The sequence below is a fragment of the Brachybacterium sp. GCM10030268 genome (assembly GCF_042666305.1).
Classification (GTDB): Bacteria; Actinomycetota; Actinomycetes; order Actinomycetales; family Dermabacteraceae; genus Brachybacterium.
Map to the genome: position 1 here is coordinate 33,797 of NZ_JBHTCW010000013.1, position 24,491 is coordinate 58,287.

Here is a 24,491-nt window from a genome sequence, read left to right on the forward strand (position 1 = left end):
TGCCGGCGGGCGCGGGCTCAGCCCTCGCAGATGGCGGGCAGCAGGCTCGGCTCGGCACCGGCGGGGCACGGATCGAAGGTGAAGATCACCAGCGTGCCCAGGATCAGCGTGACGACGACCGCGAAGTACAGCAGCCCCTTCAGGGTCAGCCGCAGCGTCGAGCTGCGCGCGTAGTCGCTGATGATGGTGCGCACGCCGTTGCCGCCGTGGAGCAGGCCCAGCCACAGCATCAGCAGGTCCCAGACCTGCCAGAACGGGTTGGTCCACTTGCCGGCGACGAACGCGAAGTCGATGCCCTTGACGCCGAGACCGAGCCAGAGGTTCACGAACAGGTGGCCGAAGATGAGGATGACCAGCAGCACGCCGGAGACGCGCATGAACAGCCACCACATCATCTCGGAGTTGATGCCGCGCTGACCGGTGCGCTGGTAGCGGGTGCTGGGATCCGGGATGGCGGTCGCGGAGGACGCGGGAGGAGTGGTCATGATCAGCCTCCGAACATGTGCATGAGGTGACGGGGGACGAAGCCGGCCATGAGCACGACCCAGAGGACCACGACGGCCCAGAACATGCCGCGCTGGTGAGCGGTGCCCTTCGCCCAGAAGTCCACGAGGATGATCCGCAGACCGTTGAGCGCGTGGAAGACGATCGCGCCGACCAGCCCCACCTCGCCGAGGCCGAACACGACGGTCTTGTAGTGACCGATCACCTCGTTGTACGCCTCGGGGGACACCCTGACCAGGGCGGTGTCCAGGACGTGCACGAGCAGGAACAGGAAGATGAGCATTCCCGAGATGCGGTGTGCGACCCAGGACCACATGCCCTCGCGACCGCGATAGAGCGTCCCGGATTGGGCGGATGCCACGGAGATCCTCCAGAAGCGTCGGACGGCGCCGGGAGGCGGGATGCATGGCCGCGGAGGTGCGGCGCGTGGGCGGCGGGGAACGGATCCCGGGCCGCCTGCGCGGAGTTCGGTGCGCCCGCGAGGGCGACCGTTTCACGACACGGCGACATCATCATCGCCCCCGACAGGGGCGTGGCCAGCCTAGCACTATGACGTGCACTTTCTGTGCACCGCAGGGGTGCCCGACGGCGTCGCGGGCCGCTCGCCCGGGCGCGATGCGGACCGCTATACGCTGGCCGTATGCGCCAGGCTCCCTTCGTTCCCGTGGTCCCGGCCGGCGGAGCCGGAACGCGACTGTGGCCGCTCTCACGTCACGCGCGCCCCAAGTTCCTGCTCGACCTGACCGGCAGCGGCGACTCGCTGCTGCAGCAGACCCTGCGGCGGCTCGCGCCGCTGGCCGATCGCGCCCCGATCGTCGTGACCGGGGCGGACCACGCGACCGAGGTGGCGCGCCAGATCGAGCAGCTCGGGCGGAGCGCGCCGACCGCGGGGGGCGCGCGCGTGGTCGCCGAACCCGATCCGCGGAACTCCATGCCCGCGATCGCCCTCGCGGCGGCGCTCGTGGAGCGGGAGCAGCCCGATGCCGTGCTCGGCTCCTTCGCCGCGGATCACCTCATCACCGACCAGGACGCCTTCGCCCGCACGGTCGCCGCCGCGCGCCGCGCCGCCGAGCTCGGGTACCTGGTCACCCTCGGCATCGAGCCCACCCGCCCGGCGACCGGGTTCGGGTACATCGAGCAGGGGCCGGCGACCGACCCCGCCCTGCAGGCGGCCGGAGCACACCCGGTCTCCCGCTTCGTGGAGAAGCCCGACGGGGCCCGGGCCGAGCAGTTCCTGGCCGCCGGCGGCTTCTTCTGGAACGCCGGCATGTTCGTCGTGCGTGCCCGGGTGCTGCTGGACGAGCTGGCCGCGCAGATCCCCGGTCTCGCCCGCGGTGCCCGGGAGATCGCCGCCGCCGACGGGACGGGGGAGTTCGACGAGGTCCTCGCCGACGTGTGGCCCCGCATGACCAGCATCGCGATCGACCACGCCCTGGCCGAGCCGCTCGCCGCCGCCGGGAAGGTCGCCGTGGTCCCGGCGCCGTTCGACTGGGACGACGTCGGGGACTTCGCGGCCCTGGCCCGGCAGCTGCGTCACGACGGGTCCGGGGAGCGCCCGACGGGGGAGGGGGACCCGGCCGGCGACGCCTCCGATGTCCGGGTGCTGGGAGGAGCGAGCGTGGACGCGATCTCCTCCACGGCGACCGTGTACGGTTCGACAGATCGCCACATCGCCTTGGTCGGGCTCAAGGGCATCAGCATCGTCGACACCGAGGATGCCCTGCTGGTGCTCGCGGACGAGCAGGCCCAGTCCGTCGCGCAGCTCGTGGGCCGGCTCGGCGAGAACGGCTTCGGGCACCTGCGGTGAGGCCGCGCTGACAGAACAGGGGAGTACAGGTGGAGCAGTCTGAACAGACGGCGGGCACGGCCCGGCAGCCCTCGGTGCTGGGCCCGGACGGACTCATCGCCCGGACGATCCAGGAGCACGCCGACGACCTGCGCGACGTGCGCCGGCATCTCCACCGCCACCCCGAACTGTCCCACCAGGAGTACGGGACCACCGATGTCGTCGTCCGGCGGCTGTCGGACCTGGGGCTGAGCCCGCAGCGCATGCGCGGCACCGGCGCGATCTGCGACATCCCCGGCAGCGATCCCGATCTCCCGCTCGTCGCGCTGCGCGCGGACATGGACGCCCTGGGCATCCCGGAGCTGTCCACCGTCTCCTACCGCTCCACCGTCGAAGGCGTCTCCCACGCCTGCGGCCACGACGTCCACGTCAGCGCCGTCCTCGGCGCCGCCACCGCCCTGGTGCGGGTCGCCGAGGCGGGCGCTCTGCGCCGCGGGGTGCGGCTGATCTTCCAACCCTCGGAGGAGCGCCATCCCTGCGGAGCGCTCGAGCTGATCGGTCAGGGCGTCCTGGAGGGCGTCGACTCGATCTTCGCGCTGCACTGCGATCCCGGGGTCGACGTCGGCCACATCGGTCTGAAGCCCGGCCCGATCACCTCGGCCACCGATCCGGTCACGATCCACGTGCGCGGCGCCGGCGGCCACACCTCCCGGCCGCACCTCACCCAGGATCTGGTCTACGCGCTCGGCTCGATCGCCACCCAGCTGCCGGCCGCTCTGACCCGCCGCATGGATCCCCGCTCGGGGGTGAACCTCACCTGGGGCAGCATCCACGCCGGCTCCGCCTTCAACGCGATCCCCAGCCACGGCACCCTCGAGGGGACGCTGCGCTGCCTGGACCACGACGCCTGGGACCGGGCCGAGGAGCTGCTGGAGACGGTGCTCGCCGACCTGGTGCGCCCCTGGGGCGTCGAGGCCCGCGTCACCCATGACCGCGGCGTGCCGCCGGTCTCCAACTCCGCCTCCAGCGTGATGGTGCTCGGCGCGGCCGTGGCCGACGTGCTGGGCCGCGAGAACCTCGATCCCACCGCCCAGTCCCTGGGCGGGGAGGACTTCGCCTGGTACCTCGAGAAGGTCCCGGGGGCGCTCGCCCGGCTGGGCACGCGGACCCCCGGCGGGCGCACCTATGACCTCCACATGGGCGACCTGATGATCGACGAGCGCGCCATCGGCATCGGTGCCTCCGTGCTCGCCGGCGCGTGCGCGCGGCGGGACCTCGTCGGCGGGCCCTGACCCGCGGCCAGGCCGGAGAGTTTCCCGCCGATTCACCTCGAGGCCATACCGGCGTCATCCGCGTCGATTTCATAACGGTTGATGCACGGACCCCGCCCGGACCGCCCGCGCGGTCACGGCACGGCTAGGGTCCGAACCGGACCGCGACAGCGCTGTCGCCCGAGACCCGTGCCGGACCTGCCCGGCCCGACCCTGCATCCCCACCGGAGGAATCCATGAAGAGCATCACGCGTGCGCTCGCCCTGACCGGCGCCGGCGTCCTGACCCTCGCCGCGTGCGGCACCGCGCCCGAGGAGAGCGCCGGTGGCAGCGGCGGCAGCGACGGCGGAGGGGCCGCCAGCGACTACAAGGCCTGCATGGTCTCCGACTCCGGCGGCTGGGACGACAAGTCGTTCAACGAGTCCAGCTACAACGGCCTGCTGGCGGCCGAGGAGGACCTCGGCATCGAGAAGGCGACCGCGGAGTCGACCAGCGATGCGGACTTCGTGCCCAACATCAACAACATGGTCACCGAGGGCTGCGACCTCATCATCACGGTCGGGTTCCTGCTGGCCCCGGCCACCGGCGCCGCCGCCCAGGAGCACGAGGACATCAACTTCGCCACCGTCGACTCCACCGCCCAGGACGCCGACGGCAACCCGATCGAGCTGGAGAACGTCAAGCCGCTCGAGTTCAACACCGCCGAGGCCGCGTTCCTGGCCGGCTACCTCGCCGCCGGCACCACCGAGACCGGCAAGGTCGCCACCTACGGCGGCGTGGACCTGCCGACGGTCACCATCTTCATGGACGGCTTCGTCGACGGGGTCGCCCACTACAACGAGACCCACGACGCCGAGGTCGAGGCGCTGGGCTGGAACAAGGAGACCCAGGAGGGCTCCATCGTGGGCACCTTCGAGGACCAGTCCAAGGGCAAGGCCGTCTCCGACGAGTTCTACAGCGCCGGGGCGGACATCATCATGCCGGTCGCCGGGCCCGTGGGCGCCGGCACCCTCGCCTCCGCCAAGGAGGGTGAGGGCCGCAAGGTGATCTGGGTCGACAGCGACGGCTACGAGACCAACTCCTCCGATCCCGAGGCCCAGTCGCGCATCCTCACCTCCGTCATGAAGGAGATGACCACCGCGACCGAGGACGTCATCACCGGCGCCGCCGAGGGGAGCTTCGACTCCACCCCGTACGTGGGCACCCTGGAGAACGGCGGCGTGGGCCTGGCGCCGTACCACGACTTCGAGGACGAGGCCCCCGAGGAGCTGACCAGCGAGATCGAGGCCCTCACGCAGGACATCATCGACGGCACCGTGGTGGTCGAGTCCGCGGCGACGCCCGAGGGCGCCTGACCCGCTGATCCTCACGTGACCAGCCCGACGCAGGCGGTCCCCGCACCGGTGGGCGGGGACCGCCTGTGATGCCCCTTGATCTCCCGGCCGATCTCCACGGCCGGCGCCGACGGAAGCGAATGCTGTGAAGCTCGAACTGCGCGGGATCACGAAGACCTTCGGGTCGCTCGTGGCCAACGACGCCATCGACCTGGTCGTCGAACCGGGGGAGATCCACTCCCTGCTCGGCGAGAACGGGGCCGGCAAGTCGACCCTGATGAACGTGCTGTACGGGCTCTATCGCCCCGACGGCGGGCAGATCCTCGTGGACGGGTCCCCGGTGAGCTTCTCCGACCCCGGGGACGCCATGGCCGCGGGCATCGGGATGGTCCACCAGCACTTCATGCTGGTCCCCGTCTTCACCGTCGCCGAGAACGTCGTCCTCGGCCACGAACCCACCTCGGGCGGTCTGCTCGACCTCGCCGCCGCGCGGCAGCTGGTGCGCGAGATCTCCGCCCGCTTCGACTTCGACCTCGATCCCGACGCGCTGGTCGAGGACCTCCCCGTCGGAGCCCAGCAGCGCGTGGAGATCATCAAGGCCCTCAGCCGGCGCGCCGAGGTGCTCGTGCTGGACGAGCCCACCGCCGTGCTCACCCCGCAGGAGACCGACGAGCTGATGGGGATCATGCGCCAGCTGAGCGAGGAGGGCACCTCGATCGTCTTCATCACCCACAAACTGCGCGAGGTCAAAGCCGTCTCCGACCGCATCACGGTCATCCGCCGCGGCGCGGTCGTCGGCGAAGCCGACCCGTCGGCCGACCAGGCGCAGCTCGCCTCGCTGATGGTGGGCCGCCAGGTCTCCCTCGCCCAGGACAAGACCGAGGCCGCGGCCGGGGAGGTCGCCCTGGCGGTGAGGAACCTGCGAGTCAGCGACGCAGCCGGCAACCGGACCCTGGACGGGGTCTCCTTCGACGTCCGCCACGGCGAGGTGCTCGCGATCGCCGGCGTCCAGGGCAACGGGCAGACGGAGCTGACCGAGGCGCTGCTCGGCCTGCAGCAGAGCGTGCACGGATCCGCGCGGCTCGAGGGGCGGGAGCTCGTCGGCCGCAGCACCAAGCAGGTCCTCGACGCGGGCGTCGGCTTCGTCCCGGAGGACCGCACCCACGACGCCCTGGTGCCGGACTTCTCCGTCGCCGAGAACCTCGTGCTGGACCAGCACGACCGCGCCCCGTTCGGCTCGGCGCTGGCGATGTCCCCGAAGGCCGTGCGCGCGAACGCGGAGTCGCTGATCCCCGAGTTCGACGTGCGCACCGAATCGGCCGATTCCGCGGTCTCCACGCTCTCCGGCGGCAACCAGCAGAAGGTCGTGATGGCCCGCGCCCTCCACCGTGAGCTCGCGCTGCTGATCGCCTCCCAGCCCACCCGCGGGGTCGACGTCGGCTCCATCGAGTTCCTCCACCGTCGGATCCTCGACGAGCGCGACAAGGGCACGCCCGTGGTGATCGTCTCGACCGAGCTCGACGAGGTCGTCCAGCTCGCCGACCGCATCGCCGTCATGTACCGCGGCTCGATCCTCGGGATCGTCGCCGGCGACGAGGACCGCGACGTGCTCGGCCTGATGATGGCCGGCTACACCGTCGAGGCCGCCCGCGAGGCCGTCGCCGCCGGGGCCCGCACCACCGACTCGGAGCTCGCCGACGAAGGAGAGATCGTATGAGCACCCTCGCCCCCGAGGGCACCGCACCGGGCGTCGGCTCCGGCGGCGAGCCCACTCCTCCGCCGCCCGAGCAGGAGGCCGAGGCCCGCTGGACCGGGCTGGTCCAGTCCATCGCCCGCGGCGACACGCTCGTGGTGGTGATGAGCTTCGTCCTCGCCTTCCTCGTCGGTTCGGTGTTCATCGTCATCGCCGACCAGGAGGTGCGCGCCACCCTGGGGTACTTCGTCGACCGGCCCTCCGACGCCCTCATCGCCATCTGGCAGTCCGTCACCCAGGCCTACGGGGCGATGTTCCGCGGCGCCGTGTTCGACGGCCCCAGGTTCGCCGACGTCGCCTCGGACCTGCGCGAGGCCGGCGGCACCGGCACGTACGTCCTGTTCCCGGCGCTGGCCGCGGGTCTGCGTCCGCTGACGGAGACGCTGACCGTGGCGACCCCGCTGATCATCGCCGCCGCCGGCATGGCCGTCAGCTTCCGCGCGGGACTGTTCAACATCGGCGGCACCGGGCAGCTCATCGTGGGCGCCATGGCCGCCGGCTACATCGGCTTCACGTGGGACCTGCCGATCGTGATCCACCTGCTGGTGGCGCTGCTGGCCGGCGTTCTCGCCGGAGCCCTGTGGGGCGGTATCGCCGGTTTCCTCAAGGCCCGCTTCGGCGCCAACGAGGTCATCAGCACCATCATGCTGAACTGGATCGCCACGTATCTGCTGGCCTACGCCATGAAGACGGCCGCGTTCACCGGAGCCAACCAGGCGCAGCCCACCTCGCCGTCGATCGCGGATTCGGCGCAGCTGCCGTCCCTGCTGGGTTCGGCGTTCCGTCTCCATGCCGGCCTGTTCCTGGCCGCCGGGGCGGCGGTCGCCCTGTGGTGGCTGATGAGCCGCTCGACCCTCGGGTTCCGGTTCCGCGCCGTGGGGTCGAACCCGCGCGCCGCCCAGGTCGCCGGCATCTCCCCGGCCCGCACCTCGTTCCTGGTGCTGGCTGTCGCCGGTGCTCTGGTCGGACTGGCCGGTGCCGTGCACGTGCTGGGCACCGAGAAGCGGCTGTCCGAGGGGGTCGCCGGCAACATCGGGTTCGATGCCATCACCGTGGCGCTGCTGGGTCGCTCGGGCCCGGTGGGGATCGTCCTGGCCGGGCTGCTGTTCGCCGGGCTGTCCACGGGGGGCCAGTTCATGGACAGCAACCAGAACGTGCCGCAGGAGCTCGTGCAGGTGATCCAGGTGCTCGTGGTGCTGTTCATCGCGGCGCCGCCGCTGGTGCGCACCCTGATCGGCCTGCGGGGCGTGGACGATCCCTCGGCGGGCTCCCGCCGGCGCCGGCGCGCTCGTACTGCCCCCACCGACCCGCCCGGCGCAGCGCCGGCGGCGGCATCGCCCGCGCCCCCGCCCGGGGCCGACCCGCCCCGCGAGCACGGACCCGGCCATCGAGACGACGCGCAGGGAGAGGAACGATGACCGCTGCACCCGCCGTCGTGCCCGACGGGACCGAGACCGCCGCGGAGGCCGAGGACCGTCGCCCCGACAACTGGTGGCACCTGCCGGCCGCCACCACCGTCCTGGGACTGATCGCCCTGGTCGTGTTCGGGCTGCGCGGGATCCCCGGTGCCGAGTCGACCTTCGCCCTCGCCCGTGAGGGCGACCTGAACCCGCTGGGCATCGTGCCCGAGCGCGTCACCGTCCCCTCGATGCCGGCCACCATCGGGCTGTCCGTGGTCGCACTGCTCGCCTCGGCCGCCCTGTGGTCGCTGCACGCCCGCAGCGCCCGGCCGTCGGCCCGGGTGCGCGGCGGGCTCGTGGCCGTCTTCGCGCTCGCCTGGGTTCTCGCCTTCCTGACCTGGGTGATCTCGCAGCGGCTGCTGGATGTGACCTCCCTGCTGCAGGGCACCCTGATCCTGGCCGTGCCGCTCGCCTTCGGCGCCTTCTCCGGGGTGCTGTCCGAGCGTTCCGGCGTCATCAACATCGCGATCGAGGGACAGCTGCTCTTCGGCGCGTTCGGGGCCGCCCTGGTCGGCTCGCTCGCCGGGAACGTCTGGGTGGGCCTGGCAGCGGCCCCGATCATGGCGCTGCTGATGGGAGCCCTGCTGGCACTGTTCGCCGTCGGCTACCGGGTCCAGCAGATCATCGTCGGCGTGGTCCTGAACGTCCTGGCCATCGGCCTGACTTCGTTCTTCGCCGGCACCGTCATGGACCAGAACCCCGGCCGGTTCAACTCGCCGCTGAAGCTGCCCACGCTGCGGATCCCCCTGCTGGCGGACATCCCCGTCGTCGGCCGGGTCCTGTTCGAGCAGAACGTGCTGGTCTACCTGATGTGGATCATCGTGGCAGGTCTGACCGTGGCCCTGTTCCGCACCCGCTGGGGCCTGCGCGTGCGAGCGGTCGGCGAGCACCCGCGCGCCGCCGACACCGTCGGCATCCCCGTCAACCGCACCCGGTGGTCCAATGTGCTGCTCGGCTCCGCCGTCGCGGGTCTGGGCGGCGCCACACTGACGATCGGCACCGGTGTCGCCTTCGGCGAGGAGATGTCCGACGGGAAGGGGTACATCGCCCTGGCCGCGATGATCCTCGGCCGCTACCACCCCGTCGGCGCCCTGCTCGCGGCACTGACCTTCGCCTTCGCCGACTCCCTGCAGCTGCGGCTGGGCACCCTCGCGGCCGCGGAGGGCGGGGTCTCCATCCCCGGCGACTTCCTGCTCATGCTTCCGTACGTGGTCACCCTGTTCGCCGTCGCCGGCATCGTCGGCAGAGTGCGCGTGCCCGCCGCCAACGGCACCCCGTACGTCAAGCAATGAGACTGCCGGCGCTGTGACAGGCTGGGGCCCTGATCGGCACATCGGCAAGGAGGAACGATGACGGGGTCTGCTGTCCGGGTCGATGCACCCGGAGCGCCATTCACGCAGCTGCTCGAGGTGGCGCGGGACATAGCCTCACGCGCCTACGCGCCGTACTCGGGCTACCACGTGGGAGCCGCCGCGCTGGTCGACGACGGGCGCACGGTCTCCGGCTGCAACGTGGAGAACGCCGGGTACGGCGTCACCCTGTGCGCCGAATGCGGCCTGGTCGGTGACCTCATCGCCGGAGGGGGCGGCAAGCTGGTCGCCTTCACGTGCGTCAACGGCGCCGGCGAGGTGATCATGCCGTGCGGCCGCTGCCGCCAGCTGCTGTCCGAGCACGCCGCGGCGAGCATGGAGATCCTCACCCCGCAGGGCGTGCGCGGCATGGACGCCGTGCTGCCGCAGGCCTTCGGCCCCCACGACCTCGAGGAGACACGAGCACATGACTGATCGCGCCGACCGCGACGAGAACACCGGCGTCGAGCCCTTCGACGTCGTCGACATCATCCGCACCAAACGCGACGGCGGGGTGCTGGAGGACGAGCGCATCGACTGGGTCATCGACGCCTACACCCGCGGCGTCGTCGCCGAGGAACAGATGTCGGCCCTGGCCATGGCGATCTTCGTGCGCGGGATGGAGCGGGGCGAGATCGCCCGGTGGACCCGCGCGATGATCGCCAGCGGTGAGCGGATGGACTTCCAGGCGCTGTCCAAGCCCACCACCGACAAGCACTCCACCGGCGGCGTGGGGGACAAGATCACGCTGCCCCTGGCCCCGCTGGTCGCGTCCTACGGGGTGGCCGTGCCGCAGTTGTCCGGTCGCGGGCTGGGCCACACCGGAGGCACGCTCGACAAGCTCGAAGCCATCCCCGGATGGCGCGCGGACCTCACGGCTGGGGAGATGATGTCGCAGCTGGAGAGCGCCGGCGCCGTCATCTGCGCCGCCGGCTCCGGGCTGGCCCCGGCGGACAAGAAGCTCTACGCCCTCCGCGACGTCACCGGCACCGTCGAGTCGATCCCGCTGATCGCCAGCTCCATCATGTCCAAGAAGATCGCCGAGGGCACCGCTGCGCTCACGCTGGACGTCAAGACCGGGGCCGGCGCCTTCATGCGCGAGGAGTCCGACGCCCGCGAGCTCGCCCGCACCATGGTCGAGCTCGGCACCGACGCCGGCGTGCACACGGTCGCCCTGCTGACCGATATGTCCGCGCCGCTGGGCCGGACCGCGGGCAACGCCCTGGAGGTGCGTGAGTCCCTCGACGTTCTCGCCGGCGGGGGACCGGCCGACGTGGTCGAGCTGACCTGCGCCCTCGCCCGCGAGATGCTCGCCGCCGCCGGGGTCCACGACGCCGACGTCGAGGCCGCGCTCGCCGACGGACGCGCCATGGACTCGTGGCGAGCGATGATCTCCGCCCAGGGCGGCGACGTCGACGCACCGCTGCCGGAGGCGAAGCATGTCGAGGAGTTCCGGGCTCGCGAGGACGGCGTGGTGACGGGCCTGGACGCGATGGGTGTCGGCGTCGCGGCGTGGCGTCTGGGAGCGGGGCGCTCGCGTCCGGGGGAGGCCGTCCAGGCCGCCGCGGGAGTGGAGATCACCGCCCACATCGGGGACAGGGTGCAGGCCGGGGACGTCCTGGCGCGCCTGCACACCGACACCCCGGAACGTGTCGCCCGGGCCGTCGAGGCGATCGAGGGGTCCTGGACGCTGGACCCCTCCGGGGAGTCGGTGCCGTCGCGCAGCATCGTCAAGGACCGCATCGCCTGAGCGAGCCGTACAACCGCAACCACGCGGGTCAGCACGCTCGAGGTGGGAGCTTTCGCAGCGCAGGCAGGATGTGATCGGTCATCAGCGGCGCCAGCCGAGTACCGGTTCCCGGCTCGTCGACCCCGAACCAGCGGTGCCCGTCGATCTCGGCGCGCACGGTCAGCGGCTCCGGCAGAGGCGTGCGGGCGACGAACACCGTCGAGCGCACGATGGTGTTCGGCTCGTTCGCGGCGACGGCCTCGAACTCGCCGAGCAGCTCGAGCTCGGCCGGATCCAGGCGGACGTCGAGCTCTTCCTCGACCTCCCGCCCAGCTGCTTCGAGTGCCGATTCGCCCGGCTCCAGCTTGCCTCCGACCTGCATGTACGAACCGGTGCCGCGCTTGCGCACCGCCAGCACCTCGGTGCCGCGGGAGCCCTCGCGCAGGAAGCTCACGGCGGTGATGCGCAGGAGGTCGGTCGGCTGGCCGAGGCGTCGCTGGCTGATCTCCGCGGTGGCCATCTCCGTCAGCCGATACAGGTGGCGCGTGCCTGCCCGTAGACCTTCCGGGCGCATGCCCGCGCGGATCCACCCCTGCACCTGGCCGGGCTGCTCGCGCGCCAGTGCCCAGCCCCGGCGCAGCAGCGTCGCGGGCGGCTTGCGGTTCTCCCGCAGATCCCGGACCAGTCGCAGCGTGAACACGAGCGGCACGGGGCGGTGCAGCACGATCGCATCGGCGAGCAGCCCGGCGGCGGCGAGCGGTGCGATCAGCTCGGCGGCGAAGATCCCTTCCGCGATGATCAGGGGTGCGTCACCCGCGTCGACCCGTCCGGTCCCCACCCGCCGAGACTCGGAGATCGAATAGACGGGCACCTCCGCAGTGCCGTCGTGGGCGAGCGCCGTGAGGGCATCGAGGGCCGCGCCGGCATCCCACGAGGCGGGGTCGTCCCAGTCCACGATCCCGAATCGATGCGGCAGACCGGGGGCGTCGGCCTCGCAGTAGAAGTCGTCCAGGCTCAGCACCGGCAACCCGGAGCGACGGGACATCTCGCCCTTCCCGCTGCCGGAGGGACCGGCGAGCAGCACGATGCGTCGCGGCGGGCGAGGGCGGGAGGCGGGTTCGGTCACGGGCGACGAGTCTAGGCGCTCGAGGGGCCGGATCCGGGGCCGACGGGCGGTTCGGGCGGTGGTGAGGCGAACCGCTCACGTGCGCTCGGCGAGGGGTCAGCTCAGTCCGCGATCCAGCAGCATGTTGTAGGCGGCCTTGGCGGAGCCGGATTCGGTCATCACCCCGAAAGTCTCCTCACTCTCGTCGCGGGCGGCGCGGTCCCGCAGCTGGTAGAAGAAGACGTCGGTCAGTTCATCGCCGGCACCTCCGAGCACGTCGAGGAAGGTCGCGTAATGCTCCGCCTGCTCCTGCTGGGTGCTGCAGATGGAGCACGTGGGATCTCCGAGCTCACCGATGGCGACGGGTTTGCCGTATGTGCTGTGCAACCTCGCGATCCGGTCGACGAGGCCGCCCAGAGTCTCGGCCCCGGTATCGGCCCAATCGATGTAGGCGTCCACGGTGAGCAGATCCAGGGTCGGAGCGAGGACGGTGAGCACCTGGTGCCATCGGTCCTCGATGTCATCGCCCACCGGCCAGCCGTAGAGATTCGTGGTGATCTGCACGTCCCGGGAGTGGGCGCGGAAGATCCGGCCGGCCTCTGTGATGCGAGACGCCAGCTCCCTGAGGTACGCGGCGGGGGGACGGTCGCCCACCGCCTCGTAGCGCCGGTAATGCAGCGCGTCGGCCTCGTTGAAGACCTGGATCTGCTGGACCTGTGCTGCGAAGCGCACGGCCAAGCCTTCCCACCAGGCGGTGGTCTTCGACAGCCAGCGATCCTCGCCCGCGTCGGGGACGTCGTAGTGGTTGATCACCATGAGGCACACGCGGAGCCCGGCGTCCGCGGCGGCGGCCAGGATCCGGTGCATCTCGGCGACGGCGCTCTCGTTCCAGACGAGGTCGTCATCGGGGCCGTCGAAGGTCTCCAGGAGTGTCCCGCTCCCGGCGTTGAGCCGGACGCCGGATCCGCCCAGAGCCGACACCTCCGCGACGTCCTCGAGCACCCGCTCCACCGACGACCCCTCGCCCTCGGGCCCGAGGGAGCCGATCGTGAAGCCGAAGCGACCCGCGGACGATGACGGCTCGCCGCCGGCGGTGATGGACGACGTCGCGGCGAGGGTGCCGAGGGCCGCCACGCCGGTGACGCCGAGCGCTGCCGAGGTGAGGACGGTTCGACGACGGGGAACGCTCATGGTCGGAAGCTCTCGAGAGGCCAGTTCGGCGTCGTGCTGGGGCCGTCGCGACGAGTACCGGCTGCCGTTCGCAGACCCAATGGGAATGTACACCGGCCTGGGTCACGCTGCGAGGGTGACGACGTTCTGGCACAACGCATCGACGCATTCCGACAAGCTGAACCCCTGCCCGCCGGTCCGCGCCGCGATCCGGCGCGGATCTGCAGAGCCTGGTGGCGGAGTGTCGTGACCGTCGTCCTTCCCGGCTTCGGCGGCCTCGCCGGCCCCATCGCCCTGGACGCCGGGCGACGGCCTGGTCCGGACTCTCTCGAGCATGGCGGGCCAGCGTGCCTGTACCGGTCGGTCTTCCGCGTCCACCACCGAGAAGCGCGAGAGGCCGGCAGCTGATGCCGGAAGCGGCTGGAGGCGGAGCCCGCCTTCGTGGACGATGACGTGGTGGCGCCGGCACAGCAGCGCGAGTCCTTCTATATCGGTGCGGCCGCCCTCGGACCAGGGCGTCACGTGGTGAGCGTCCAGATGCCTGCTCTGGTGGCAGCCGGGGAACACGCAGGTCTCGTCCCGCAGCCTCAGGGCACGACGTTGGGCGCGGGAGGCGAGTCGGCGCGACCGGCCCAGATGGAGGACCTCGCCGGTCGTGTCGGTGATGGCGACGGAGACCTTGCCGGTGCAGGCGAGACGCTCCGCGGTCCGGGTCTCGAGCGGACCGCCGCCGGTCGTGCTGCACCGCTGGGGCATTCCTGCGGGAACGTCACGGCTCAGGGCGTGGGCGCTGACCTGGACCACCACCACCACATGCCGGTCCTCCCCGGAGCGGTCGTCGGGTGCCGCGGCGAGGTAACCCCGCGCCACGTCGAGCAGCGCATCGGCGCGGCGCTGTTCGAGAGTGGCCGTGGTGGTCACCTCCGCATCGGCACGGTCGGTGCTGGTCGGTTCGCCGGAGGCCTGACCCGCACCAGTCGGCGGGACATTCCGTGCGTCCGGGGTCACCGTCGTGGCGGCCGGCGCGTCATCGTGCCCGTCCCGGGCCATGGCCAGCTCCAGCGCGGTGGTCACCTCGGCGCCGACCTCTGCCGGCAGCACCGCCCGCAGTTCGACCATGCCATCGTCCCGGGTCCGCCAGCGCGCCTCGCGGATCGTCTCCTGGTCCAGTCGGCTCCCATCAGCCGCTCGGAAGGAGGAGATGGCGCGGGCGAGCTGAGAGGCCGTGGAGTCGCGGGCGAGCTCGACCAAGGCGTCCTCGTCGATGCGCCCGGCGACCCGGGTCATCTCGCGCACCTTGGAGAACGAGAGCCGCCCGGCACGGAACTCCCCGAGAGTTCGCGGCATCGTGGGCAGAACCCGCGCGATCCGCACGTGCTCGCGGGCGGTCCCGGCCGACATCGAACATGCCCACGCCAACCAGTGCGCCGTCGACTTCAGGCCGACGAACCAGCTCAGCCCGCCGCGGGCGTCGAACTCACCGACCATGAGCAGCAGCTCGCAGGTGGCCTCGGCGATGCGGGCCGCCTGGTCCTGGATACGGGACCCGAGACGTTCGGCATCGGTGCGGGACAGCGGGTCGTCCGGTACGGAGGGCGGGCCCGGTGCTGCGTGCTCGGCGGATGGGGCGGCCGACCTCTCTGCGCTGAGGCGGTCCGGCGGCGTGGACGGCGGGGCGAGGGACATCGTGACCTCCCGGTCGGGGAACGGGTGTTCGACCAGCCGACCAGGATCCGGTGCCGCGCACCAGGCGCCGCGGCGAAATGTGGACACCAGCGCGTTGTGGAGGAATGGGTGCGGGTGCCCGTGGATGCGCGGGGACCGGCCGGTCTGCCAAGATCAGCGCATGACGAATCTCGACCGCGACCAGCTCGCCGCACTCATCGATCACACCCTGCTGAAGCCCGAGGCCACGCCGGCCGATGTCTCCGCACTGCTGCGCGAGGCCGAGGACCTCGGCACGTACTCGGTGTGCATCTCGCCGTCGATGCTGCCGGTGCGGACCACCGTGAAGGTGGCGACCGTGTGCGGGTTCCCCTCCGGTCAGCATGCCCCCTCGATCAAGGCGGCCGAAGCGGCCGACTCCGTCGAGAAGGGAGCCGACGAGGTCGACATGGTCCTCAACGTCGGACTCGCCCGTGCCGGGGAGTTCGCCGCCGTCGAGGACGAGATCCGCCAGGTCCGCGCCGCCGCGCCGCAGCCCGTCGTGCTGAAGGTGATCATCGAATCGGCAGCGCTCACCGACGAGCAGATCGTCGCGGTGTGCGAGGCCGCCGAGCGGGCCGGCGCCGATTTCGTGAAGACCTCGACCGGGTTCCACCCCGCCGGTGGGGCCAGCGAGGAGGCCGTCGCCCTGATGCGGCGCACCGTCGGCGACCGGCTCGGGGTCAAGGCCTCCGGCGGGATCCGCACCCGCGAGGCCGCCGAGGCGATGGTCGCCGCGGGCGCGAGCCGGCTGGGGCTGTCCTCGTCGCGCGCAGTGCTCGAGGGCGGCACCGGCACCGGCTACTGAGCCGGGGCGCGAGGTGACGACCGGCTGGGCTCAGGCCTGGCCCAGAGCCTCCCTCAGCTCGTCCTTCAGGCCCCCGAGCCGATCGGCGGCGCGACTCCGGATCGCGCCCAGCTGGTCCGGGGACGTTCCCGCGGGAACGCTTTCTGCGACCTCGAGGTAGCACTTCAGCTTCGGCTCGGTGCCCGAGGGACGCACGACCACGCGGGTGTCGTCCTCGCTGAGAAGCAGCATGCCCTCCGTCGGCGGCAGGCCGGTCGTCTCGACGGATCCCGCGGAGAGATCCTGGGTCTCGACCACGGACGACCCGAGCAGCTGAGCCGGCGGCGCGGTGCGCAGCTGCTGCATCATCACGGAGATCTCGGTGAGGTCCTCGACGCGGATCGAGAGCTGCGCGGTGGAGTACAGGCCGTGCCGCTGCGCGAGCTCATCGAGCCTGCCCACCAGCGTGGTGCCCTCCGCGCGGGCCAGCGCCGCCATCTCGGCGACCATCAGCGCCGTGGAGAGCCCGTCCTTGTCGCGCACCACGTCCGGCAGCACGCAGTACCCGATGGCCTCCTCGTAGCCGAAGACGATTCCCGGCGCGCGGGAGATCCACTTGAAACCGGTCAGCGTGGTGGCCGGCTCGAGCGTGGCCGGCTGGGTCGTGGCCGTCTGCAGCGCGGAACCGGCTCCCTGCACCACGCGATCCAGCCATCGGCTGGAGACGATCGACCTGGCGAAGACGCCGCGGTACTCGTGCCGGCGGATCAGGTGGTCACCGAGCAGCACGCCCAGCTCGTCGCCGGTGAGCATCCGCCAGTCGTCCAGATGCGGATCGAGCACCGCGGCGGCGCAGCGGTCCGCATCGGGGTCATTGGCGATCACCACGTCGGCCTCGACGGATCGGGCCAGCTCCAGGGCCAGATCGATCGCGCCGGGCTCCTCGGGGTTGGGGAAGGCCACGGTGGGGAAGTCCGGATCGGGGTCGGCCTGCTCGGCGACGGTGTGGACCTCCGCGAACCCGCTGCGGTGCAGGGCGGCGAGCGCGGTCTCCGTGCCCACGCCGTGCATCGCGGTGTGCACGATGCGCACCTCTCGTGGTCCCTCCAGGTCGGGCAGGGTGCCGATCGCCGCGAGGTAGTCCTCGCGCAGCTGCTCACCCAGCAGCTCCCAGCCGGACCCGGCGACGGGGATCTCACGGACGGGGCCGACGGCAGCGATGCGGGCGGCGATCTGCTCGTCCGACGGCGGCACGATCTGGACGCCCCGACCGCCTGCCGCCGCGGCGCGGCCGCCGAGGTAGACCTTGTAGCCGTTGTCCGCAGGCGGATTGTGGGAGGCGGTGACGACGATGCCGGCGTCGGCTTCGAGGTGGCGGACGGCGAAGGCGACCAGCGGGGTGGGGCCGAAGCGGTCCAGCAGCTGCACGCGGGCGCCGGCAGCGGTGAGGATCGCCGCAGAGCGGTGGGCGAAGTCCTGGGAGTTGTAGCGCGCGTCATAGCCGATCACCACCAGCGGCCGGTCGAGGCCGAGGTCTCCGATGAGGTGGTCGGCCAGGCCGCGGGCGGCCCGGGAGACGACGGCGAGGTTCATGCGGTTCGGGCCGGGGCCCATGCGGTCGCGCAGGCCGGCGGTGCCGAACTGGAGATCTCCGGCGAAGGCGTCGGTCAGCTCGTCGAGGACCGAGCCGGCGGCGGACTCGTCGTCGGCCGCCGCCTCGTCCTCGCCTGACACCTGCTCGAGCAGGGAGGTGAGGGCGGCTCGGGTGGCCGGGTCCGGGTCGTCCGCGATCCAGTCCTCGATGCGCGAGCGCAGCGCGGGGTCGAGGCGGGGAGTCATCGCGCCGTCGCCCCGTCGTCGCCCCCGGCTGGTGCACCGGTGAGGCGGCGGACGGTCTCGGCCAGCAGCCGGGAGATCCGGGGACCCGCGTCACGGCCGGCCTCGAGGACCTCCTCGTGGCTGAGCGCCTCCGGACTGATCCCGGCGGCGAGGTTGGTGACCAGGGAGATGCCGAGCACGTCCATCCTGGCCTCGCGGGCCGCGATGGCCTCGAGGGCGGTGGACATGCCGACCAGGCTCGCGCCGACGGTCCGGGCCATCTGCACTTCGGCCGGGGTCTCGTACGTCGGCCCGGGGAACTGCATGTAGACGCCCTCGTCGAGAGTGGGGTCGACCTCCCGGGCGATCTCGCGCAGGGCGGGCGTGTACAGGTCGGTGAGGTCGAGGAAGTTGGCGCCCTCGAGCGGCGTGGTGCCGGTGAAGTTGATCTGATCCGAGATCAGCACCGGGGTGCCGGGGGACCAGTCCGGATTGATGCCGCCGCAGCCGTTGGTCAGGACCATGGTGCGGGCACCGGTGGCGGCGGCGGTGCGCACGCCGTGGACGACGGCGTCCACCCCGGCGCCCTCGTAGAAGTGGGTGCGGGCGCCGAGCACGAGGGCACGAGCGCCGCTGCCCTCGACCCGGATCGAGCGCAGGGTGCCGATGTGGCCGGCCACGGCGGGGGGCCGGAAGCCGGGAACGGTGGTGGCGTCGGCCTGCCACACCGTCTCGCCGAGCAGGTCCGCGGCGCCGGCCCACCCGGAGCCCAGCACCAGGGCGAGGTCGTGGGAGGGGACACCGCTGGCCTCGGCGATCGCAGCAGCGGCGTCGCGGGCGAGCAGATACGGGTCAGGGGCGGATTCCGTCATGGATCGAAGGTAACGCAGGTGCTCCCTCGTCCGCGCCCGATCGTGCCCCGCAGAAGGCGTCGTGCCCCACAATGGAGAGGTGAGCGATCCCAGCACCGCCCTCCCGTCGGACCCCCACCGTCTGCCCAGCGCCGGGGACCGCCCGCGCGTGGTGATCATCGGCGGCGGCCCCGGCGGGTACGAGGCGGCCCTGGCGGCGGCCCGGCGCGGTGCGGAGACGGTGCTCATCGAGGAGCGCGGCCTCGGCGGCGCCGCCGTCCTGACCGACGTGGTGCCCTCCAAGACCCTCATCGCCACGGCCGATGTGCTGGACGTGGTCGCCGGCTCACACGGCCTCGGGATCCGCGACGCCGACACCGGCTCCGCCCCCACCGCACAGACCCTCAACGTCGACCTCGCCGCCGTCAACGCCCGGGTCAAGCGGCTCGCCGCCGCACAGTCCGCCGACATCCGCTCCAGCCTGAGCGAGGCCGGCGCCCGGATCCTCGAGGGCCGCGGACGCCTGGCCGGCCCCGAGACGGTCGAGGTCCTCGACGGCGACGGGGACGTGAGCGCGAGCCTGCACGCCGACGTGGTGCTGCTGGCCGTCGGCGCCCGCCCTCGCGAGCTCGACGCGGATCCGTGCGACGGCGAGCGGGTGCTGAACTGGACGCAGCTGTACGAGCTCGAGCACCTGCCCGAGCACCTGATCGTGGTCGGCTCCGGCGTCACCGGCGCCGAGTTCGCCAGCGCGTACCGGGCGCTCGGCAGCGAGGTCACCCTGGTCTCCTCCCGCGAGAAGGTGCTGCCGGGGACGGACCCCGACGCCGCCGACGTGCTCGAGGACGCCTTCGCCCGTCGCGGGGTGAGCGTGCGCTCCCGGTCGCGGGCGGCCTCCGCCTGCCGTCGGGGCGACGGGGTGGTGGTGACGCTGACCTCCGGCGAGGAGATCGCCGGCAGCCACGCGCTGATGGCCCTCGGCGGGATCCCCCGCACCGGCGACCTCGGGCTGGAGCAGGCGGGCGTGCGCATCACCGAGCGCGGTCACATCGAGACCGACCGGGTCTCCCGCACCTCGGTGCGCGGGGTGTACGCGGCGGGGGACTGCACCGGCGTGTACCCGTTGGCCTCGGTCGCGGCCATGCAGGGACGGATCGCGATGCACCACGCGCTCGGCGAGGCGGTCTCACCGCTGATCGCCGCCCAGGTGTCCTCGGCCGTGTTCACCAGCCCCGAGATCGCCACCGTCGGCGTCAGCGAGCAGGACGTGGCCGACGGGGTGATCTCCGGGGAGGTGCTAGTGCTGGGGCTGGACACCAACCCGCGCGCGAAGATGCAGGGCATCTCCGAGGGGTTCGTGAAGCTGATCGTGCGCCCCGGCTCGCACACCGTGATCGGCGCCGTCGTGGTCGCCCCGCGCGCCAGCGAGCTGATCCTTCCCTACACGCTCGCCGTCGCCCATCGGCTCACCGCCGAGCAGGTCGCGGGGACGTTCACCGTCTACCCCTCGCTGGCCGGGTCGCTGGCCGAGGTGGCGCGGCGGCTCGACGGCGCGGACGACTGACGCGCAGCGGCGTCGAGCCGGCCGGGTCTCAGTCCTCGATCGAGCAGAGCACCGCGCCGGCGGAGACCGTCGCCCCGATCTCGGCGCTGAGCCCCGTGACCACCCCGGAGCGGTGGGCGGTGATCGGCTGCTCCATCTTCATGGCCTCGAGCACCAGCAGCAGGTCGCCGTCGGCGACGGTCTGCCCCTCCTCGGCGGCGAGCTTGACGATGGTGCCCTGCATCGGCGCGGTCACCGAATGGCCGCCCGCGGCGCCCTCGCCGACACCCCGGTGCTGCCGCTTGCGGCGCGAGCGCACCGCGGCCTGAGGCGCCCGCAGCGAGGCGGGGAGGCTGATCTCCACGCGCCGGCCATCGACCTCGACCACCACGGCCTCGCGATCCTCCGGCTCCTCGGGCTGGGCCGGCAGCGCGGCCGGAGGGATCTCGTTGGAGAACTCGGTCTCGATCCAGCGGGTATGGACCGTGAACGGCTGCTCGGGGTCCGCGGGGGCGAACGCCGGGTCCTCGACCACCGTGCGATGGAAGGGCAGCACCGTGGGCACACCCTCGATGTGGAACTCGGCCAGCGCGCGGCGGGAGCGCTCGAGGGCCTCCTGGCGGGTGGCGCCGGTGATCACGAGCTTGGCCAGCATGGAGTCGAAGGCACCGGAGACCTCATCGCCGGCGCGCACGCCCGACTCCATGCGCACGCCCGGGCCCGAGGGCACGTCGTAGCGCTGGATGCGGCCGGGGGCGGGCATGAAGCCGCGACCCGGGTCCTCGCCGTTGATGCGGAACTCGAAGGAGTGGCCACGGGCGATGGGGTCCGTTCCCGAGATCGTCTCCCCGGCGGCGATGCGCAGCTGCTCGCGCACCAGGTCGACGCCGGCGACCTCCTCGGTCACCGGGTGCTCGACCTGCAGGCGGGTGTTGACCTCGAGGAAGGAGATGGTGCCGTCGGCCCCGACGAGGAATTCGCAGGTGCCGGCGCCGACGTAGCCGGCCTCGCGCAGGATCGCCTTGGAGGAGGAGACCAGCTGGGCCTCCTGCTGGGAGGTGAGGAACGGCGCCGGAGCCTCCTCGACGAGCTTCTGATGGCGGCGCTGCAGCGAGCAGTCGCGGGTGGAGACCACCTGGACGTTGCCGTGCATGTCCGCCAGGCACTGGGTCTCGACGTGGCGAGGTGCATCGAGGTAGCGCTCCACGAAGCACTCGCCGCGGCCGAAGGCGGCAGTGGCCTCGCGCACGGCCGAGTCGAACAGCTCGCGCACCTCGGATTCCTCGCGGGCGACCTTCAGACCGCGGCCACCGCCGCCGAAGGCTGCCTTGATCGCGATCGGCAGGCCGTTGGCGCGGGCGAAGTCGACGACCTCGTCCGAGTTGGCGACCGGGTCCTTGGTGCCGGCGACCAGGGGAGCGCCGGCCTTCTGGGCGATGTGACGGGCCGAGACCTTGTCGCCGAGCTTCTCGATCGCCTCGGGCGAGGGGCCGATCCAGGTCAGCCCGGCGTCCATCACGGCCTGGGCGAAATCGGAGCGCTCGGAGAGGAACCCGTAGCCGGGGTGAATCGCGTCGGCCCCGGAGCGCTGGGCGATGTCGAGGATCTTGTCGACCACCAGGTAGGAGGAGGCGGCGGTGGTGCCGCCGAGCGCGTAGGCCTCGTCGGCGATCTGCGTGTGCAGGGCGTCACGATCGGGATCGGCGTAGACGGCGACGGAGCGGAGCCCGGCGTCCCGGCAGGCCCGTGCGATCCGCACCGCGATCTCTCCACGGTTGGCGATGAGCACCGTGGACAGGGGGCGGGGCTTGACGGAGCGTGCGGCCATGGGGCGGGGGTTTCCTTCCGGGAGTCAGCAGAGGTCGAGTGTAGTACCGCGGCGGGTCACATCGTCGCAGGGCCCGGGCGGGTCTCAGCGGCATCGGCGAGAGCCTCGCCACCTTGGGGCTCGCTCTCCCACAGCTGGTGGACGGCGAGGCCGATCTCGCCGAGCAGGCGGCGCAGCAGCGGCAGCGAGAGACCGACGACGGCATGCGGATCACCCTCCACGCCCTCGATGAACGGGCCCGCCCGCCCGTCGATCGTGAAGCCGCCGGCCACGCCGAGCGGTTCGCCGGTGGCGACGTAGGCCTCGATCTCCTCGTCGGTGACCTCCGCGAAGGTGACACGGCAGCTCGCCGTCGCGCCGAAGGTGCCGCCGGTCCCGCCGTCGGCCTCGTCGCGGTCGTCGATCAGCCAGTGGCCGGAGTGCAGGATCCCGGCGCGGCCGCGCATCGCCCGCCAGCGCTCCGCGGCCCGCTCGGCGGTGTGCGGTTTACCGATGACCTCGCCGTCCAGCTCGAGCATCGAATCGCAGCCCAGGACCACGTAGCCGCCCTCGCTGCGGGACGTCGCGGCCTGCGCCTTCTCGCGTGCCAGCAGCAGCACCTCATCGGCGGGGACGAGGGGGTCCTCGGGATCGCCGGAGGCGGCGGCGCGCTCGCGGGCGGCTGTGAGGATCCCCTCCTCGTCCAGATCGACCGGGAGGGTGCGGTGCTCGATGCGGGCGGCGCGCAGAGTGGCGCGGCGCCCGGCGGAGGCGGAGGCCAGCAGCAGCAAGGGGTCGTGATCGGTGGTCATCACAGGGCTCCTTCGAGGACGGACAGCGGCAGGCTTCCCAGTTCGAGGGCGCGGCGGTGGAAATCCCGGAGGTCGGTGGTGGCGCGCGCGGCCAGCTGCTCCCAGGCCCGCTGCCCGATCTTGTACGAGGGAGCCTGGCCGGGCCAGCCCAGGTACCGGTTCAGCTCGAAGCGCTGCTCGGCCTCGCTCACGCCCCAGTGGGCGGACATGAAGTCCCACGCTTTCTCGTACGTCCAGGCGCCGCCGGCCGAGCCGGCGATGCCCTCGGGCATGGGCAGGCCGACGTGGAAGCCGATGTCGAGGACCACGCGGCCGGCACGCAGGCGCTGCGCGTCGAGCATGCCCAGGCGGTCCCCGTCGTCGTCGAGGTATCCCAGCTGATCCATCAGGCGTTCGGCGTACAGCGCCCAGCCCTCACCATGACCGGAGACCCAGCACATCAGGGCGCGCCACCGGTTCAGGGAGCCGGCCTGCAGGGTCTGCGTGCCGACCTGCAGGTGATGGCCCGGCACCCCCTCGTGGTAGACGGTGGTCGTCTCCAGCCAGGTGTGGAACCGGGACGTTCCCGCGGGAACGTCCCACCACATGCGGCCGGGCCGGGTCAGGTCCTCGCTGGGGCCGGTGTAGTAGATGCCGCCGGAACCGGTCTGCGCGATGCGGCACTCGAGGCGGTGCAGCGGCTGGGGGATGTCGAAATGGGTGCCGGCCAGGTCCGCGATCGCGCGGTCGCTGAGCTGCTGCATCCAGGCCCGCAGCTCCTCGGTGCCATGCAGCACCCGCGCGGGATCGGAGCGCAGGGCGTCCTTGGCGGCCGCGACGGAACGCCCGCCACCGGTGCCGTGGCGCTCGTTGATCCGGGCGGCGACCTCCTCCTGCTCGGCGACGATCGCGCGCAGCTCGTCGATGCCCCAGGCGTAGGTCTCATCCAGATCCACCTCCGCGCCCAGGAAGGTGCGGGAGGCCAGGCGATAGGCGTCCCGGCCGATGGCGTCCGCGGCCGGTGCCCGCTCGGCGAGCGAGTCCAGGAAATCCGCGAGCTCCAGATAGCCCTCGGCGGCGGCGCGGGAAGCGCGGGCGACCCGCTCCCGCTGGGTCCCGTCGCCCACGGCCGAGGCGGCGAACGCCTCGAAGAAGCCGTTCTCCGCGGCGTAGCCGCGGGCCTGCTCGGCGCCCAGGACGAGCTGCCGCCGGGCCGAGATCACGCCGTGGTCCGCGGCCTCGCGCAGCGACTCGGCCCAGGTGGCCAGCGAGCCCGGCATCGCCGCCATGCGCTCGGCGATGACCTCCCAGTCCTCGGCGGTCTCCGCCGGCATCTGGTCCAGCACATCGCGGGACTGCAGGGGCGAGGCGAGGTTGTTCACCCCGGCGACGTCCAGCCGGAGCTCGGAGCGCTCGATCTCCAGTCCCAGCCGCTCCGTCAGAGCGGCCCGCGTGACGGAGTCGGTCTCGTCCTGATCCGGCACCTCGCCGATGGACGCCAGCAGGGCACGGGCGGCGTCGGTGCGTTCGGCGACCGCTGCCGGGGAGAAGTCGGTGACCTCGCTGTCGTGACCGGCGATCCCGAGCTCGGTGGCGAGATACGGATCCAGCCGGGCGACGGAGTCGACGTACCCGTCGGCGAGCCGGTCCAGGGCCGACGGCGTGCGGGTCGCCGCGGGACGGCCGGGCGCGGGGGAGGGGAGGGCAGGCATGCGGCGCAGTCTATGCG

At 72.3% G+C, this 24,491-nt stretch carries 20 protein-coding genes; 10 read left to right on the forward strand and 10 right to left on the reverse strand.

Annotation, left to right across the window (positions count from 1 at the left end; genetic code table 11):
• Positions 1–17 precede the first annotated feature (17 nt).
• Both sdhD and sdhC read right to left on the reverse strand, forming a co-directional pair.
• Entirely contained in the window at positions 18–485 is a 468-nt protein-coding gene (sdhD, locus tag ACFQRD_RS14990; protein ID WP_377019870.1) for a succinate dehydrogenase, hydrophobic membrane anchor protein, read from the reverse strand.
• A gap of 2 nt (positions 486–487) precedes the next feature.
• Entirely contained in the window at positions 488–865 is a 378-nt protein-coding gene (gene sdhC, locus ACFQRD_RS14995; RefSeq protein ID WP_377019869.1) for a succinate dehydrogenase, cytochrome b556 subunit, read from the reverse strand.
• 279 nt (positions 866–1,144) lie between these two features.
• Here sdhC and ACFQRD_RS15000 point away from each other — a divergent pair, with 279 nt between their 5' ends.
• From ACFQRD_RS15000 to ACFQRD_RS15035, 8 genes are all read left to right on the forward strand, one after another.
• Positions 1,145–2,311, forward strand: a complete 1,167-nt coding sequence (locus tag ACFQRD_RS15000; RefSeq protein ID WP_377019868.1) for a mannose-1-phosphate guanylyltransferase — start codon at positions 1,145–1,147, stop codon at positions 2,309–2,311.
• Positions 2,312–2,340: 29 nt separating this feature from the next.
• Positions 2,341–3,582 (forward strand): M20 family metallopeptidase, encoded by a 1,242-nt coding sequence (locus tag ACFQRD_RS15005; protein WP_377019867.1) that lies wholly within the window; start codon positions 2,341–2,343, stop codon positions 3,580–3,582.
• A gap of 215 nt (positions 3,583–3,797) precedes the next feature.
• On the forward strand, positions 3,798–4,916 hold the full coding sequence (locus ACFQRD_RS15010) for a BMP family protein (RefSeq protein WP_377019866.1): 1,119 nt from the start codon (positions 3,798–3,800) through the stop codon (positions 4,914–4,916).
• A 124-nt stretch (positions 4,917–5,040) separates the two neighbouring features.
• Complete coding sequence (locus ACFQRD_RS15015; protein WP_377019865.1) at positions 5,041–6,612, forward strand: ABC transporter ATP-binding protein; 1,572 nt, start codon at positions 5,041–5,043, stop codon at positions 6,610–6,612.
• On the forward strand, positions 6,609–8,066 hold the full coding sequence (locus ACFQRD_RS15020; RefSeq protein ID WP_377019864.1) for an ABC transporter permease: 1,458 nt from the start codon (positions 6,609–6,611) through the stop codon (positions 8,064–8,066). Before ACFQRD_RS15015 ends, ACFQRD_RS15020 begins: the two co-directional genes overlap by 4 nt.
• Positions 8,063–9,400, forward strand: a complete 1,338-nt coding sequence (locus ACFQRD_RS15025) for an ABC transporter permease (RefSeq protein ID WP_377804688.1) — start codon at positions 8,063–8,065, stop codon at positions 9,398–9,400. The genes ACFQRD_RS15020 and ACFQRD_RS15025 overlap by 4 nt, the downstream gene beginning before the upstream one ends.
• A 57-nt stretch (positions 9,401–9,457) precedes the next feature.
• Entirely contained in the window at positions 9,458–9,892 is a 435-nt protein-coding gene (locus ACFQRD_RS15030; RefSeq protein WP_377804689.1) for a cytidine deaminase, read from the forward strand.
• The gene (locus ACFQRD_RS15035; RefSeq protein WP_377804690.1) at positions 9,885–11,207 is read left to right on the forward strand and encodes a thymidine phosphorylase; all 1,323 of its coding nucleotides are present in this window, start codon (positions 9,885–9,887) and stop codon (positions 11,205–11,207) included. The genes ACFQRD_RS15030 and ACFQRD_RS15035 overlap by 8 nt, the downstream gene beginning before the upstream one ends.
• Before the next feature lie 28 nt (positions 11,208–11,235).
• Here ACFQRD_RS15035 and ACFQRD_RS15040 read toward each other — a convergent pair whose 3' ends face one another.
• From ACFQRD_RS15040 to ACFQRD_RS15050, 3 genes are all read right to left on the reverse strand, one after another.
• Entirely contained in the window at positions 11,236–12,312 is a 1,077-nt protein-coding gene (locus ACFQRD_RS15040) for an NUDIX domain-containing protein (RefSeq protein WP_377804691.1), read from the reverse strand.
• A 96-nt stretch (positions 12,313–12,408) separates the two neighbouring features.
• Positions 12,409–13,482: a hypothetical protein gene (locus ACFQRD_RS15045; RefSeq protein ID WP_377804692.1), complete on the reverse strand. Its 1,074-nt coding sequence runs from the start codon at positions 13,480–13,482 to the stop codon at positions 12,409–12,411.
• Positions 13,483–13,584: 102 nt separating this feature from the next.
• Positions 13,585–15,234: a DUF222 domain-containing protein gene (locus ACFQRD_RS15050; RefSeq protein WP_377804693.1), complete on the reverse strand. Its 1,650-nt coding sequence runs from the start codon at positions 15,232–15,234 to the stop codon at positions 13,585–13,587.
• 73 nt (positions 15,235–15,307) lie between these two features.
• On the opposite strand from ACFQRD_RS15050, the gene deoC reads away from it, so the two are divergent.
• Positions 15,308–15,973, forward strand: a complete 666-nt coding sequence (deoC, locus tag ACFQRD_RS15055) for a deoxyribose-phosphate aldolase (RefSeq protein WP_377804694.1) — start codon at positions 15,308–15,310, stop codon at positions 15,971–15,973.
• A gap of 30 nt (positions 15,974–16,003) precedes the next feature.
• Here the strand turns inward: deoC and ACFQRD_RS15060 are convergent, their stop codons facing one another.
• Positions 16,004–17,791 carry a phospho-sugar mutase gene (locus ACFQRD_RS15060; RefSeq protein WP_377804695.1) on the reverse strand — a complete coding sequence of 596 codons (1,788 nt, stop codon included), beginning with the start codon at positions 17,789–17,791 and terminating at the stop codon, positions 16,004–16,006.
• Positions 17,788–18,642: a purine-nucleoside phosphorylase gene (locus tag ACFQRD_RS15065; protein WP_377804696.1), complete on the reverse strand. Its 855-nt coding sequence runs from the start codon at positions 18,640–18,642 to the stop codon at positions 17,788–17,790. Before ACFQRD_RS15065 ends, ACFQRD_RS15060 begins: the two co-directional genes overlap by 4 nt.
• A 79-nt stretch (positions 18,643–18,721) precedes the next feature.
• Here ACFQRD_RS15065 and ACFQRD_RS15070 point away from each other — a divergent pair, with 79 nt between their 5' ends.
• The gene (locus ACFQRD_RS15070; protein ID WP_377804697.1) at positions 18,722–20,185 is read left to right on the forward strand and encodes an NAD(P)H-quinone dehydrogenase; all 1,464 of its coding nucleotides are present in this window, start codon (positions 18,722–18,724) and stop codon (positions 20,183–20,185) included.
• 28 nt (positions 20,186–20,213) lie between these two features.
• On the opposite strand, the gene ACFQRD_RS15075 is transcribed toward ACFQRD_RS15070, so the two are convergent.
• Genes ACFQRD_RS15075 through ACFQRD_RS15085 form a run of 3 tightly spaced genes read right to left on the reverse strand, consistent with a single transcriptional unit; the run spans position 20,214 to position 24,474 of the window.
• Positions 20,214–21,992, reverse strand: a complete 1,779-nt coding sequence (locus ACFQRD_RS15075) for an acetyl/propionyl/methylcrotonyl-CoA carboxylase subunit alpha (RefSeq protein ID WP_377804698.1) — start codon at positions 21,990–21,992, stop codon at positions 20,214–20,216.
• A 56-nt stretch (positions 21,993–22,048) separates the two neighbouring features.
• Positions 22,049–22,783, reverse strand: coding sequence for a Maf family protein (locus tag ACFQRD_RS15080; RefSeq protein WP_377804699.1), 735 nt, complete (start codon positions 22,781–22,783; stop codon positions 22,049–22,051).
• Positions 22,783–24,474, reverse strand: coding sequence for a DUF885 domain-containing protein (locus ACFQRD_RS15085; RefSeq protein WP_377804700.1), 1,692 nt, complete (start codon positions 24,472–24,474; stop codon positions 22,783–22,785). The genes ACFQRD_RS15080 and ACFQRD_RS15085 overlap by 1 nt, the downstream gene beginning before the upstream one ends.
• Positions 24,475–24,491 lie beyond the last annotated feature (17 nt).